Source organism: Mycobacterium sp., assembly GCF_049673265.1.
Taxonomy (GTDB): domain Bacteria; phylum Actinomycetota; class Actinomycetes; order Mycobacteriales; family Mycobacteriaceae; genus Mycobacterium.
The window spans coordinates 1-14,151 of the sequence record NZ_JBATXN010000358.1 but is presented as its reverse complement, the minus strand read 5'-3'; the positions used below and the strand labels follow the sequence as shown (position 1 = coordinate 14,151).

Annotated in this window: 14 protein-coding genes and 1 pseudogene; 8 read left to right on the top strand and 7 right to left on the bottom strand. The window is 65.0% G+C overall.

Translation table 11 applies throughout. From position 1 onward, the window contains the following. From WBF82_RS12390 to WBF82_RS12380, 3 genes and pseudogenes are all read right to left on the bottom strand, one after another. Positions 1–317: pseudogene (locus WBF82_RS12390) on the bottom strand (hydrogenase expression protein HypE); the annotation flags it as partial. 345 nt (positions 318–662) lie between these two features. Beyond that, complete coding sequence (hypB, locus tag WBF82_RS12385) at positions 663–1,445, bottom strand: hydrogenase nickel incorporation protein HypB (RefSeq protein WP_424383318.1); 783 nt, start codon at positions 1,443–1,445, stop codon at positions 663–665. 12 nt (positions 1,446–1,457) lie between these two features. Beyond that, positions 1,458–1,793, bottom strand: a complete 336-nt coding sequence (locus tag WBF82_RS12380; protein ID WP_424383317.1) for a hydrogenase maturation nickel metallochaperone HypA — start codon at positions 1,791–1,793, stop codon at positions 1,458–1,460. A gap of 169 nt (positions 1,794–1,962) precedes the next feature. On the opposite strand from WBF82_RS12380, the gene WBF82_RS12375 reads away from it, so the two are divergent. From WBF82_RS12375 to WBF82_RS12365, 3 genes are all read left to right on the top strand, one after another. Beyond that, positions 1,963–2,274, top strand: coding sequence for a hypothetical protein (locus WBF82_RS12375; protein ID WP_424383316.1), 312 nt, complete (start codon positions 1,963–1,965; stop codon positions 2,272–2,274). 15 nt (positions 2,275–2,289) lie between these two features. Continuing rightward, the gene (locus tag WBF82_RS12370) at positions 2,290–3,360 is read left to right on the top strand and encodes a hypothetical protein (RefSeq protein WP_424383315.1); all 1,071 of its coding nucleotides are present in this window, start codon (positions 2,290–2,292) and stop codon (positions 3,358–3,360) included. Positions 3,361–3,510: 150 nt separating this feature from the next. Continuing rightward, positions 3,511–3,732, top strand: a complete 222-nt coding sequence (locus WBF82_RS12365; protein WP_424383314.1) for a DUF6400 family protein — start codon at positions 3,511–3,513, stop codon at positions 3,730–3,732. A gap of 231 nt (positions 3,733–3,963) precedes the next feature. Here the strand turns inward: WBF82_RS12365 and mtr are convergent, their stop codons facing one another. Together mtr and WBF82_RS12355 are read right to left on the bottom strand one after the other, a co-directional pair. Further along, positions 3,964–5,340: a mycothione reductase gene (gene mtr / locus WBF82_RS12360; protein WP_424383313.1), complete on the bottom strand. Its 1,377-nt coding sequence runs from the start codon at positions 5,338–5,340 to the stop codon at positions 3,964–3,966. A 1-nt stretch (position 5,341) separates the two neighbouring features. Beyond that, positions 5,342–6,352 carry an alpha/beta hydrolase gene (locus tag WBF82_RS12355; protein ID WP_424383312.1) on the bottom strand — a complete coding sequence of 337 codons (1,011 nt, stop codon included), beginning with the start codon at positions 6,350–6,352 and terminating at the stop codon, positions 5,342–5,344. Positions 6,353–6,457: 105 nt separating this feature from the next. On the opposite strand from WBF82_RS12355, the gene mqo reads away from it, so the two are divergent. From mqo to WBF82_RS12330, 5 genes are all read left to right on the top strand, one after another. Next, complete coding sequence (mqo, locus tag WBF82_RS12350; protein ID WP_424383311.1) at positions 6,458–7,957, top strand: malate dehydrogenase (quinone); 1,500 nt, start codon at positions 6,458–6,460, stop codon at positions 7,955–7,957. Continuing rightward, the gene (locus tag WBF82_RS12345; protein ID WP_424383310.1) at positions 7,954–8,439 is read left to right on the top strand and encodes a GNAT family N-acetyltransferase; all 486 of its coding nucleotides are present in this window, start codon (positions 7,954–7,956) and stop codon (positions 8,437–8,439) included. The genes mqo and WBF82_RS12345 overlap by 4 nt, the downstream gene beginning before the upstream one ends. Before the next feature lie 13 nt (positions 8,440–8,452). Then, positions 8,453–9,661, top strand: coding sequence for a uroporphyrinogen-III C-methyltransferase (gene cobA, locus WBF82_RS12340; protein WP_424383309.1), 1,209 nt, complete (start codon positions 8,453–8,455; stop codon positions 9,659–9,661). Positions 9,662–9,766: 105 nt separating this feature from the next. Then, positions 9,767–11,281, top strand: a complete 1,515-nt coding sequence (locus tag WBF82_RS12335) for an MFS transporter (RefSeq protein ID WP_424383308.1) — start codon at positions 9,767–9,769, stop codon at positions 11,279–11,281. A 173-nt stretch (positions 11,282–11,454) separates the two neighbouring features. After that, complete coding sequence (locus tag WBF82_RS12330) at positions 11,455–13,206, top strand: proline--tRNA ligase (RefSeq protein ID WP_424383307.1); 1,752 nt, start codon at positions 11,455–11,457, stop codon at positions 13,204–13,206. Here WBF82_RS12330 and WBF82_RS12325 read toward each other — a convergent pair. Continuing rightward, positions 13,203–13,649: a ferritin-like domain-containing protein gene (locus WBF82_RS12325; RefSeq protein ID WP_424383306.1), complete on the bottom strand. Its 447-nt coding sequence runs from the start codon at positions 13,647–13,649 to the stop codon at positions 13,203–13,205. The genes WBF82_RS12330 and WBF82_RS12325 overlap by 4 nt on opposite strands. Next, positions 13,646–14,116, bottom strand: a complete 471-nt coding sequence (locus tag WBF82_RS12320) for a hypothetical protein (RefSeq protein ID WP_424383319.1) — start codon at positions 14,114–14,116, stop codon at positions 13,646–13,648. The genes WBF82_RS12325 and WBF82_RS12320 overlap by 4 nt, the downstream gene beginning before the upstream one ends. Positions 14,117–14,151: the final 35 nt, after the last annotated feature.

The window sequence follows — 14,151 nt, the reverse complement described above, 5'->3', positions numbered from 1 at the left end:
CCTTCGCTCTTGAGCGCTTCGTTGGGAATTGAACCTTCCACGACCAGCACGAACGGTTCGAGCTCACCGCGATCGGCCTTGAAGAACCACTCGAGGAAATCGTCGGCCCCGCCGTTGGGGCCGCATTCGAAGTCGATCAGTGGCCAGTGCACGGCGATCTTGGGCAGACCGGGGAGCGCGCCCAGCGCAATCTCCTCGATGCTGGGTTGGGTGGCGGCAGTCAGCGCCACCGAATCGCCATCACAACTGAGACCCGCATTGATCCATAGAACGTGGATCAATGTTTCTTCCGCTTTGACTGCTGCTTCTGTTGGCATAATGCAGCCTCTCGGGGCCGGGCTGGAACCCCCGGAGCCCCGACGCCGCTTGAGGCCGCTTCCTTGACCCCGCTTGACGCGGCGCTATTTTCTCGGTCTACTCCCGCCGAACTGCCTTGTCAACGAAGTTCTGGCAAATCCGGAGAGCTGGAACAGGTTTCTGGATTTCGGCGCGATTTCGTCAGCCCCGGCGTATTCTTAGGCCTCGATCGCCGTCGGGGGCCATCATTGGTGCGTGCCGCTCAGCAACATTTCTGCCGTCTTGCGAATCAGTTGCATGTGTTGCCCGCCAAGGGATTTCCCGCTGTCGGTTCAGCCGCGCCCGAAATATGCGTCACCGAGAGCTCAGACGGCTGAGTCGGCGATGAATCGTCGCAGCCAGCCGAACCAGGCGGACATCCCGGCGCCGGTGCGGGCACTGACCGGCAAAATCGTCGCCGTCGGATTGACCTCGTGAACGCGGGCCATATACGAGTCGACATCGACGTCCAAATACGGCACCAGGTCGATCTTGTTGAGCAGTACCACGTCCACGGCGCGAAACATCACCGGGTACTTCAATGGTTTGTCGTCACCTTCTGTGACCGAATAAACCATCGCTTTAGCGTGCTCGCCGACGTCAAACTCGGCCGGGCATACCAGATTTCCGACATTTTCGATGATCACCAGATCCAGGTGAGCTAAATCCAGTCCTTGCAGGGCGCGGTTGACCATGGGTGCGTCGAGATGACATTCGCCGCCGAATCCGTTGCCGGTATTCAGTAGAGATATCTGGGCGCCGCGGCCGCCGAGCTTGGCGGCGTCAAGGTCGGTGGCGATGTCGCCTTCGATCACCCCTACGGCGATATCATCGGCCAGTTCGTCGAGCGTTGCGCTCAGCACCGTCGTCTTGCCGGAGCCGGGGGAGCTCATCAAATTAATAGCGCGAACCCCATTGTGCTCAAATAACTTTCGATTAAATCCGGCTCGGATATCGTTCTCGGCAAAGATCGCCTCCAGCACGTCGATCCGCTGGGAGCCGGTCTCGTAACCGCTGTGATCGCCGTGGTCGCCGGCGTGGCTATGCGGCTGGTCGCCGTGCTCGTGGGTGTGTTCTGTTCCGCCATCGTGCCGATGAAATCTACCCATCGCCAGTACCTTTCACGAGACATCCAATGACGTCACCAAGAACTCGTCGCCGCACAGCACCTCGACATCGGCACTTTCGCAACGCGGGCATAGCAATGACCACTGCGAGGTGATCGCCGACTGGTGGCCGCAGGAACGGCAGGTCACCTCGGCGGTGACCCATTCGAGTTCCAACTCGGCGTCGGGCATGTCTTCGTAGTCGCGGACCAGCGTCCAGCAAAAGGACAGCGACTCGGGAACCACTTGGCGCAGCGCGCCAATCCGGACGCGAACCACGTCGACATGGCGACCGTCGGCGTACGGTTTGATCACACCGGCGATCGCCTCGCACAGTGACAGCTCATGCACGGCTAATCACCGCTACGTCCCGGAGCCTTGACGCCTGACAGCCCCATGAGCACCGTTCTACACCGCCCAAGGCGCCGGGGGGCGCAACTCAATGTTTGGATACCTTCGCGATCGCGGGCTCTGGGTTTTGCCAACGTAGCGGGGCTATCCTGAAGCGGCGGGGCGAACAATGGACCGTGACGAGCTCTTGGCCTCGATCGAGGCGATGCGCCCCGATCGCGAAGACATCGTGTACCTCCAGCGATCTGGCGACGAGTACGACTGGCAAATCGTGCCGGTCGGCGATGTGCTACCCGATGCCCGACCGACGGGCAGGCCCGAACCCGATGTGTGGATGTCGTTCTCCGCAGCCTGGCCGCTCGACGAGCCAGAACGGTTACGGGTGTTCTTCGATGACCTACTCGCGGAGTTGGAGTCGATGCAAAGCAGCGCCGATCGCTGTCGCTGGCCGGTTGAACAGCCGTGGCCACACTTTCACTGAGCGGCGGGCCACGTGATGGACTTTCGGATTACCGAGAATGACCGGGCCCAATTCAAACGGTGCCGTCGGCAGTGGGATTTCGCGTCACCGCATCGCCGTGGTCTTGCACCCGTCGGCGCCGTAGATCCCGCCCTAACGGCTTCGATCAAAGAAGCGCTCGCCGTTTACTACTACCCGGGAACGTGGGACTGGCCGCACGAACTGAAGCAATCACTCGTGCACAAGGCCGTCAAACGTGCACTCGACGATGCTGGCCAGCCCGATTCGCTGAAGACCGCAACGACGCTGCTCGACTCCTACGATGCGTGGGCGAGCACCATTGACGACTTCGCACCGGTGAAGATCGACCACGACGTCGAGCCGCTCGTGCCCGACCCGCGCGACCCCGAACGTGGGCTGACGATCCCCGATGGATTCCCGGTGATCTACACATGCCGGATCGATCTGCTGGCGGTGGATGCCGCCGACGAGTATTGGGTCGTCCGCCACCAGATCGTCGACGACTGGCAGGACTTGGACGCGCTGATCCGCGATGAGGTGGCCGTCGCTGGCTGTTGGGCCTGGGAGCAGGAATACCTGGGTATGGAGATCTCGGGCACCATTCACAACGAGGTCCGCATCAGCGGCCCGCTGGATCTGCCCGCAGCCGATCGCGCCGCAACTGGTGCGTCGTACCGGGTTCGGCAAAGCGAGCCAAGCGGCGGTGGTCGGTCAATCCCGCAGCACCGACGGATGTTGGCCCGAACGGCGCGAACGGACGACACGAATCGCGTCGAGCAACGCACCGCAGGCCTACTGCGGCGGACCCGCATCCGCCGTACCCGGGCCGAGATCGGCCTGGTTGCGATGTTGATCGGTGCTGAGGCAATCGACATGACCAGCAATCCGGCGATCTACCCGACATTCGCCCAGCACTGCCGGGCGTGCGAATTCAGCAGCCCGTGCCTGGCACTGGTCGAGGGAACCGACGCCGAGACAATTTTGGCGCAACGTTTCCGACGTCAACCGACCGACAACCCGCGCAAACCAAGACTTGGACAGTCGACATGGGGCTTCGGCAGGGGAGCCGCCCCGCCCCGGTGGTAAATCCGGGGCAGCCGCGAACGGCGTAGCTGTGACCAATCTCAAGTACCGAATGTGACAGAGGCCATTGCCGAGTGCGGCCGGCACCGCCGACCCTGGTAGCCCAATCGACAACTTGGCACAGGAGAACCGGTGGCTGTTGAGCCTGATCGTATGGACTTCGCATACGACCTGACCCTCGACGAGGCGCGGCGGCGGGCCGCCGTCCTGGAGGCGATCGGGGAGGACTGGGACCCGCTGGCGGTGCTGGCCGAGGAGGATCGCGCCTACGCGATGCTGTACTCGGACCTGGACGACGAACAGCAACGAATCTACGACGATCTAGTGGCCGCGGGAGTGCTTCCGGATCGGGTGGCCGGCCGTGTTCCCGATTGACCCCACCGCTGATCGGGGCCGCCGCGCGTGGTTCGGCTGCCCGCAGTGCAAGCACGGCGTCGGTTGCGCCGAGTGTCAGAGCAGCCGGAACTGCGGCGTGCACTGGCAGTTCCTGCTGAGCAACCAGGCCTGGCTACTGCACCTGCAATGCCCCGAGTGCGGTCACCTCTGGTCGGTCGACAGCAAGCCTGGCGGTTTGTCGTCAACCAGCGCTGCCTAGCCCGCCGCGCCTCACAGGTCGAGTAGCGCGTTCTCGACGACCTCCGGCAATGCCGGATGAATCCAGTACTGGCCGCGAGCCATCTGCTGGATAGGCAGTCCGAAGCTCATCGCCTGGATCAGCGGCTGGATGATCGACGAGGCCTGGTGCCCCATGATGTGTGCGCCGAGCAGTCGCCCGGTTCCACGGTCACCGATCAGCTTGACGATGCCCGTGGTGTCCTCCATCGCCCAGCCGAAGGCGACGCCGCCGTAGTCCTGGATGGTGCAGGACACGTCGAAACCCTGTGCGACAGCTTCATTTTCAGTCAACCCGACGGTGGCGATCTGTGGATCGGTGAACACCGCGGCCGGAACGTAACGGTGATCGGTGGTCACCAGCGCTTGGGTGTCGTCCCAGTCGCAGAGCAGGTTGTGCTGCACCACGCGCGCTTCGTGGTTGGCGACGTGCTTGAGCTCATACGGCGACGACACATCACCGAGCGCGAAAACGTTACGCGCCGAGGTTCGTTGGTATTCATCGACGACGATTCGGCCGTAGTCGACCTCGATGCCGGCCTGCTCGGCGTCCAACTGATCGCCGTTGGGCATCCGCCCCGTCGCCACCAGCACGGCGTCGGCACCCAGCGTCGAACCGTCGTCGAGCTCCAGCACAATGCCGGAACGGTTCTCATGGGAGCCGATCACATTGCGGTGGGTACGCAGTTCCCATTTGGTCGACGCGATGCGGGTAAACCGTTCGCACAGCGTGTCATCGAGGTGGCGCAACAGGGCGCCGCCGCGGATCACCAGAGTGATCCGCACACCAAGTGCGGAGAAGATGTGTGCGAATTCGGCTGCGACGAAACCCCCTCCGACGATCACCAGGTGCGGGGGCAACTCGGCTACCCGCATGATGTTGTCACTGGTGTAGTAGTGCACCCCGCACTCGATGATGGCCGGCGGGATCACCGGTCGCGCGCCCGCGGCGATCACCACCTGGTCGGCGGTGAACTCGTCGCCGCCGTCGGTGCGCAGCAGATACCGACCGTCCGGCTGGACCGCGCCGAACCGGGTGTGCCCGTCGTAGACATCAACATTGGGGGAGGCCCGCCGGTAGTCTTCACCGCTGATCGCGATCGGGTCGATGCGCCCGAAAACGCGCGAGACGATGTCATCCCATCGCACCCGGTCGATGTGCGCGTCGACGCCGTAACGGGAGGCGGTGCGGATCGTTTCGGCGACCTCGGCGGCGTAAACGAACATTTTGGTGGGGATGCATCCGACGTTCAGGCAAGTCCCGCCGAACGTTCCCTGCTCGCAGATCGCGACCCGTTTGCGCCCGTAGCGGCCGTCGAGAATGCTGTTGCCCGAACCGGTTCCGATGATCGCGAGGTCGTAGGTCTCCATACTATCTGTCGGCCATCCGTTCTACATCGAGGTAGTCATCAAGCCAAATGTCCAACTGTTGGTAGGCCACCTGCCGAGGCTGTGGCATCGACAAGAACACGTCATGCTTGGCGTCGGTCACCGGAACGATTGTGCTGCGGTTGCCGATGCAGCCGGCCCAGCGGGCGATCAGCGCCACGTTGAGAACCGCGTCGCCGCATTGCAAGGCGACTGGGTCCGCGGTTTCGGCAACGCTGTGATCTGACCGCAGGATCAGGTTCGGCACGCCGACGTCGAGCCCGCGATGCAGCCGCGCCAGGCCCCGCTGGGTCGCGCGCAACCAGCCGAAGGTGATGGGGAAGCCGCCCAGCGGCTTCCAATGCAGGTTGTAGTCGAACTCGCCGTGGTAGTCGCGGTGCAGGCTGGCGCCGTAACCACCGATATTTTCAGTCGGGGACCGGGCGACCCGTTTTACACCGGTTCGCGCGATCGCCGCGACCAGCGCGGCCGTCGTCGGCCAGCGCAGCACCCCCGGTCCGGGCAAATCCAGAAATGGGCTGTTGAGTACCAGCCCAGTCACGCCCGCGCGTGTGGTCGCGCCACTGCTGCGTCTGCGACGCAGTCTGTCGAGCCACAGCGACACGATCAACCCACCGGCGGAATGGCCGTACACCAGCACCCGCGCCGAACCGGTCTGCTCGCGGATGACCTCCAGCGCGCGGTCGAGCTCGGCGTCGTAGCGGGCCAGGTCGGTGGTGAAGTGCGGGGTTTGGCCGGTCCGCCACGACCGCCCACATTTGTGCAAGTCGAGCGCATAGAACGCGAACCCGCGGTCGGCGAAGTGGTCGGCCAGCGCAGTGTGGAAGAAATAGTCGGTGTACCCGTGCACCGCGAGGACGGCCTCGGTGGCCGGCGCAGCGTCGCCGCGGCGCAGCAGTGTCGCGACGACATCGCCCTCGCCGTCGGGATCGTCACCCAGCGGGATGGTGAGTTGCCAGTAGCCGGGTAAGACATCGGGCTGCCAGCCAGTCACGCACGCCAGCTTAAAGCGTGCGATGTCCCGCCGGGTCTAGCTCGCTGGTCAGCGATAGCCTGGGCACCGGCACAGCCGCTCGAGTGCAAAGGATGAACAAGCTCCGTGTCAGACCCGCAGGTTGCAGCGAAGGCCGACGTTGCGTTGGTCGGGGCGGGGATCATGAGCGCCACCCTCGGTGCGTTGTTGCGGCGGCTGGAGCCCAACTGGTCGATCACCCTGGTCGAGCGGCTGGACGCGGCCGGGGCCGAAAGCAGCGACGCATGGAACAACGCCGGCACCGGGCATTCCGGGCTCTGCGAGCTGTTCTACACCCCGCAACAGCCGGACGGCTCGATCGACGTCAGCAAAGCGGTGCGCGTCAACGAGCAATTTCAGGTCACCCGACAGTTCTGGGCGTATGCGGCCGAAACCGGCATGCTGCCTGACGTGCGTGGCTTCCTGCGTGGGGTTCCACATGTGAGCTTTGTGGAGGGCGTCGATCGCATCGATTATCTGCGCCGACGCCACAAGGCGCTGGCCGGTAACCCTCTGTTTGCCCGCAGCGAATGGGTCGACGACGCCGACGAATTCGCCCGGCGGCTGCCATTGATGGCGGCCAAACGCGACCTTTCCAAACCGATTGCACTGGATTGGGCCGACGATGGCACCGACGTCGACTTCGGTGCTCTGTCCAGACAACTCATCGGCTACAGCGTGCGCAACGGCGCGACCGTGTTGTTCGGCCACGAGGTCCGCAGGCTGTCACGGCAGCGCGACGGCGGCTGGACGCTAACCGTCCGCAACCGCCGAACCGGCGAAAACCGCAAGCTGAACGCAAGATTCGTCTTCGTCGGTGCCGGTGGGCAGGCGTTGCGGTTGTTGCAGCGGTCCGGCATTGCGGAAGCCAAGGGATTTGGCGGCTTTCCGATCGCCGGAAAGTTCTTGCGCAGCGGCAATTCCGCGATCACTGCGATGCACCGAGCGAAGGTTTACGGCTTGCCCGCGGTCGGCGCTCCGGCGATGACCGCGGCACATCTCGACGCGCGGATCGTCAACGGCAAGCCTTGGCTGCTGTTCGGGCCGTTCGCCGGGTGGTCGCCGAAATTTCTTAAGCACGGCCAGATCACCGATCTGCCACGATCTGTGCGGCCGGGCAATATGAAGACCATGGTCGGCGTCGGCGTCACTCAGCTGAAACTGGTCAATTACCTGATCGGCCAGCTGCGGCTGTCGCAGCCGGCCCGAATAGATGCACTGCGCGAATTCGTCCCCGCCGCTATGGATTCCGACTGGGAGTTGACGACGGCGGGTCAGCGGGTGCAGGTGATCCGGCCGGACAAGCGCAGAGGTGGCGTCCTTGAATTCGACACCACGGTCCTAAGCGCCGACGACGGCAGTATCGCCGGTCTGCTCGGCGCGTCGCCGGGAGCCTCGATCGCGGTATCGGCGATGCTTGACGTGCTGCAGCGCTGTTTCTCCGAGCGATACCAGGCGTGGCTGCCTACCCTGAAAGACATGGTGCCGTCGTTGGGAGCAACTCTCTCGAATGAGCCGGCGCTGTTCGAGGAAGTGTGGTCGTGGAGCACCAAGGCACTGCAACTGCGGCCCGAGGGCGGATCATGACGGCGGAGTTGCACCGCGCCTGGGCCAAAGACCTTGACGTGCGGACACTTTACGCGCTGCTGAAGTTGCGGGTTGAGGTGTTCGTGGTGGAACAGGCCCGCCCATATCCCGAGCTGGACGGGCGTGATCTGCTCGCCGAAACCCGGCACTTCTGGTTGGCGGACCCGGGGCGTGGGGGTCCCCCCGCTAGCGAGGGCATCATCTGCACGCTGCGGCTGATGGAGGAACACGCGGGCGGGCAGAAGGCATTTCGGCTGGGTCGGCTGTGCACCGAACGCAGCGCGCGCGGCCAAGGCCACACCACCCGGCTGTTGCGCGCGGTGCTGGCCGAGGTGGGCGACTATCCGTGCCGGATCGACGCGCAGATCTACTTGACGGACATGTATGCGCAGCACGGGTTCGTCCGCGACGGCGATAACTTCGTCGACGACGGAGTTCCGCACGTGCCCATGGTCAAGCCCGGTTTCGCGGGGCACCCGTGAGAGTCGTCCGCTGATGTCATCCGAGAACCCATATTTGGCCGGCCTGCGGCTAACCGGCAAGAGGGTCGTCGTGGTCGGCGGCGGCAATGTTGCTCAGCGCCGACTTCCGCTACTGGTCGCCAGCGGAGCCGACGTGCACGTCATCACCCGATCGGCGACCCCCGCCGTCGAAGCGATGAGCCGAATCACCTTGTCGCTGCGGGACTATCGCGATGGCGACCTGGAGGATGCCTGGTATGCCATCGCGGCCACCGACGACGCGCAAGTGAACTCGGCGGTGGTCGCCGAGGCTGACCGGCATCGAATCTTCTGCGTGCGCGCCGACATTGCGGTCGAGGGCAGCGCGGTAACCCCGGCGACGTTCGACTACGCCGGGCTGTCGGTGGGCGTCCTGGCCGGCGGCGAGCACCGCCGCTCGGCGGCCATCCGCTCGGCGATCCGCGAGGCACTGCAGCGCGGGGTCATCACCGGAGAAAGCTTCGAAAGCAGCGACGTCGTACGTGGTGGGGTGGCGCTGGTCGGCGGCGGGCCCGGTGATCCGGAACTGATCACCGTCCGCGGCCGGCGTCTGCTGGCCCAGGCCGACGTCGTCGTCGCCGACCGGCTGGCGCCGCCGGAGCTGCTCGCCGAGCTGCCCCCGCACGTCGAGGTGATCGACGCCGCGAAAATTCCCTACGGACGAGCGATGGCCCAGGACGCCATCAACGCGGTCCTGATCGAGCAGGCCCGAGCCGGACGGTTTGTGGTGCGTCTCAAGGGTGGCGACCCGTTCGTGTTCGCCCGCGGATACGAGGAAATGCTGGCGTGCGTCGAGGCCGGCGTTCCGGTAACGGTCGTGCCAGGTGTGACAAGTGCCATAGCGGTGCCCGCGTCGGTAGGTGTTCCGGTCACTCACCGCGGCTTGAATCACGAGTTCGTGGTGGTGAGCGGACATCTTGCGCCGGGACACCCCGAATCGTTAGTGAATTGGGACGCATTGGCGGCGATGTCGGGCACCATTGTTTTGCTGATGGCGGTGGAACGCATCGAGCTTTTCACTGAAGCGCTGCTGAAAGGCGGCCGACCTGCAGATACGCCGGTGCTGGTGGTTCAACAGGGAACGACGGTCGCAGAACAGACGTTGCGGGCCACCCTGGCGGACGCTTCGGAAAAGATCCGTTCCGAGGGAATTCGACCCCCAGCGATCATCGTGATCGGTACGGTAGCGGCGTTCGGCGTTTAAAAGATTCCTAAGATTACTGTAGGGTAAGTTCTTATGACGGCTCTCAACGATGCAGAGCGGGCTGTCCACAAATGGACGTCTGAACCCTCGGAGCGAGTAGTTCATATGCCCCCAGTGCACTCAGCCAAGGCCGCCGTGAGTCCCACAAACAAGTCGTATCCGACGTGGTGGCTGTCGCGGCGGTTCCTCGCCGCGGTCATCGCGATCGGCGGGATGCAGTTGATGGCGACCATGGACGGCACCATCGCGATCGTCGCGCTGCCGAAGATCCAAAATGAGCTCGGTCTGTCCGACGCCGGCCGTAGTTGGGTGATCACCGCCTACGTGCTGACCTTCGGTGGTCTGATGCTGCTCGGTGGCCGCATGGGCGACACCATCGGCCGGAAGCGCACCTTCATCGTCGGCGTCGCGCTGTTCACCATCGCCTCCGCGCTGTGCGGTATCGCGTGGGACGACTTCACCCTGGTCACCGCCCGGTTACTGCAGGGCATCGGGGCCGCAATCGCCTCGCCGACCGGCTTGGCGCTGGTCGCTACCACCTTCCCGAAGGGGCCTCAACGCAACGCCGCGATGGCGGTGTTCGGCGCGATGACCGGTGTCGGTTCGGTGATGGGTTTGGTGGTCGGCGGTGCGCTCACCGAGGTGTCGTGGCGGTTGGCGTTCCTGGTCAACGTGCCGATCGGGCTGGTGATGATCTATCTGTCCCGCACCACGCTGCGGGAGACCCACCGGGAGCGGATGAAGCTCGATGCCGCCGGAGCCGTGCTGGCCACGGTGACCTGTACCGCCGCCGTTTTCGCGTTCTCGATGGGACCCGAGCAGGGCTGGATCTCGTTTATCACCCTCGGTTCCGGTGTGGTGGCCGTGGCTGCTTTTATCGCGTTCGCCCTTGTTGAGCGCACTGCCGAGAACCCCATCGTCCCGTTCGACCTGTTCTTCGACCGCAACCGGCTGGCCACCTTCGTGGCCATCTTCCTGGGCGGCGGCGTCCTCTTTACCCTGACCGTGCTGATCGGGCTGTACGTGCAGGACATCATGGGCTACAGCGCACTGCGAGCCGGCGTGGGCTTTATCCCGTTCGCGATCGCGCTGGGCATCGGCATGGGCGGCTCCTCGCAGCTGGTGTCGTGGTTCCCGCCTCGGGTCGTGGTGATCAGCGGCGGGATCCTGCTGCTGGGCGCGATGCTCTACGGTTCGACGCTCGACGGCAGCATGCCTTACCTCGACTTGGTGGTGCTGATCACCGTCGGCGGGATCGGGATCGGGATGATCATCATCCCGCTGGCGCTCTCGGCGATCGCCGGCGTCGGCTTCGATCGGATCGGCCCCACCTCGGCGATCACCCTGATGCTGCAAAACCTCGGTGGCCCTGTGGTGTTGGCGATCATCCAGGCCGTCATCACCTCACGCACGCTGTACCTGGGTGGCACCACGGGCCCGGTGAAAAACATGAACAAGGTGCAGTTGCATGCACTCGACCACGGCTACACCTACGGTCTGCTGTGGGTGGCCGGCGTGGCCGTCGTCGTCGGCGCAGTTTCCCTGCTCATCGGCTACACCGCCGAGCAGGTGGCGCACGCGCAGGAAGTCAAGGACGCCATCGACGCCGGCGAGCTGTAGTTCCGGGCACCTGACCGCGTCGCATCCGTAAAGCCGGCCTGCCGCTGTGCTGATTGCGCCGACCCGCTTCGCCCGGCTTTCAGCCGCGCTCGCGATCGCCGCTGTGCTGATTGCGCCGACCCGCTTCGCCCGGCTTTCAGCCGCGCTCGCGATCGCCGCTAGGCTGGCCCGCTGTGATCACCCGGATGTCCGAGCTGTTCTTGCGCACGCTGCGCGATGACCCCGCCGACGCCGAAATTGCCAGCCACAAGCTGTTGATCCGGGCCGGCTACATCCGACCGATCGCGCCCGGCCTGTACAGCTGGCTGCCGCTGGGGTTGCGGGTGCTGCGCAACATCGAACGCGTCGTGCGGGAAGAGATGAACGCGATCGGCGGGCAGGAGATCCTTTTTCCCGCGCTGCTGCCGCGCGCGCCGTACGAGACGACCAACCGTTGGACCGAGTACGGCGACGGCATTTTTCGGCTGAAAGACCGCCGCGGCAACGACTATCTCCTCGCGCCGACCCACGAGGAACTCTTCGCGCTGACGGTGAAAGGGGAGTACAGCTCCTACAAAGACTTTCCGCTTGCGCTCTACCAGATCCAGATCAAGTACCGGGACGAGGCGCGACCCCGGGCCGGCATTCTGCGGGTACGCGAGTTCGTGATGAAGGACTCCTACTCCTTCGACATCGACGACGACGGGCTCAAGACGGCCTACCGCGCACACCGAGAGGCCTACCAGCGGGTTTTCGACCGCCTGCACGTGCGTTATGTCATCGTGTCCGCGGTATCCGGTGCGATGGGCGGGTCGGCGTCCGAAGAGTTCCTGGCCGAGAGCCCAGTCGGCGAGGACACCTTCGTGCGGTGCCTGGAGTCGGGTTACGCCGCCAACGTCGAGGCTGTGGTCACCGCCCGCCCGGAGGCCCTGCCGATCGAGGGACTGCCCGAGTCGGTCGTCCACGACACCGGCGACACCCCGACCATCGCGACCTTGGTCGAGTGGGCCAACGGCGCCGACCTGGGTCGCACCGTAACGGCGGCCGACACCCTGAAGAACGTTCTGCTCAAGGTGCGCCAACCCGGTGGCGATTGGGAGCTGCTGGGGATCGGGCTTCCCGGTGATCGCGAGGTCGACGAGAAGCGGCTCGGCGCTGCGCTCGAACCCGCCGAGTACGCATTGCTCGACGACGCCGACTTCGCTAAGTACCCGTTCCTGGTGAAGGGATACATCGGACCGAAGTCGCTGCAAGCCAACGATGTTCGTTATCTCGTCGACCCGCGGGTGGTGGACGGCACCAGCTGGATCACCGGCGCCGACAAGCCGGGGCAGCACGTCGTCGGGTTGGTCGCGGGCCGCGACTTCACCGCCGACGGCACCATTGAGGCCGCCGACATCCGCGACGGCGATCCGTCTCCGGACGGCGCCGGCCTGCTGGTATCGGCCCGGGGCATCGAGATTGGTCACATCTTCCAGCTCGGGCGCAAATACACCGATGCCTTCACCGTCGACGTGCTCGGCGACGACGGCAAACCGGTGCGGCTGACCATGGGTTCCTACGGTCTCGGAGTCTCCCGGCTAGTGGCGGTCATCGCCGAACAACACCACGACGACCTGGGATTGCGATGGCCGTCCGAAGTCGCGCCGTTCGACGTGCATCTGGTGATCGCCAACAAGGATGCGCAGGCGCGCAGCGGGGCAACCACGCTGGCGGCCGATCTGGATCGGCTGGGCATCGAGGTGCTGCTCGACGACCGGCAGGCCTCGCCCGGGGTGAAGTTCAAAGACGCCGAGCTGCTCGGTGTGCCGTGGATCGTCGTGGTGGGTCGCGGCTGGGCGGACGGGACGGTCGAGTTGCGCAATCGGTTTACCGGCGAGACTCGCGAACTGGCGGTCGGCGCCGCGCTGGCCACCGACATCACGGTTGCGGTCTCGGGCGGTTAGTCGGCGCCGGGAAACGCCGTGGTGATCGGGTTGACCCCCAGCACCTGATTCCAGCGGGCGGCCAACACGGCGCTCTGAGTCAGCGCGGTCACGCCGAACGTGCGATCCTCTGGCGTCTGCGCCTGCTCGAGCACCGCGCGCCAGGCCACCTCGGTGTCCTTTTCCATCCGCGCGGCCAACCTGTTCGCGTCGGTTGGGTTGTTCACCGGCATCGGCAACTGGTAGCCCGCGGCGGCCACCGGGGCCTTGACCGATCGGCCGCCGAGCATCGCGATCACCTGGTCGCGACGTTGGCGGTGCTGGCTCAGCGAGTAAGACACCAGGCTGTTCTGGTCGGGTTCGCAGTGCGCCGACACGATGCCGTAGCCGTAGATCACGGCGTGTTCGGTGGTCAGCGCGGCACACAGCGCGGAGTCGGCGGGCGACGGCTCGGCCGATGTCATGACGCCGATCCTGAAAACACCAATGCAACGCTGTAAGAGGCCGTGCACGCGGCGGCGATCGAGCCAAGCAGCCCCGCCCGATAACCCGACGACGTGGTCGCCAAGTGACTGGCGCTGGCCGCGGACCCGCGCAGGGAATTGATCACGTCGGACAACGTGGGTGGAGGCGCCGCCGCGGCTGACGTGGTGGGTGTCGGGCTGGTGGTCTGACTGGACGTCGGGTTGACGGCGAGGCGGGTGATTTCGGTAGCCAGCGCCTGCGCATGTTGAGTGCGTTCGGCAGCGACCTCGGTCAGCGCTGCACTGACCGGCTTGGCGGCAGCGGAGGCCGCGGCGGTGGCCAGCTCGCTGTCGTGTCGGGCCAGTTTCAACTGTGATTCGAGTTCGTCGACGGCCGGCGGAGCGGGAGGCGAACTGCAGGCAGAGCCGGTGATCCCGAACATGGCGAGAGCAGCGCCACCGGCCAGAACCTGTCGCCTGCTGAAAACCGGACTGACCGGCC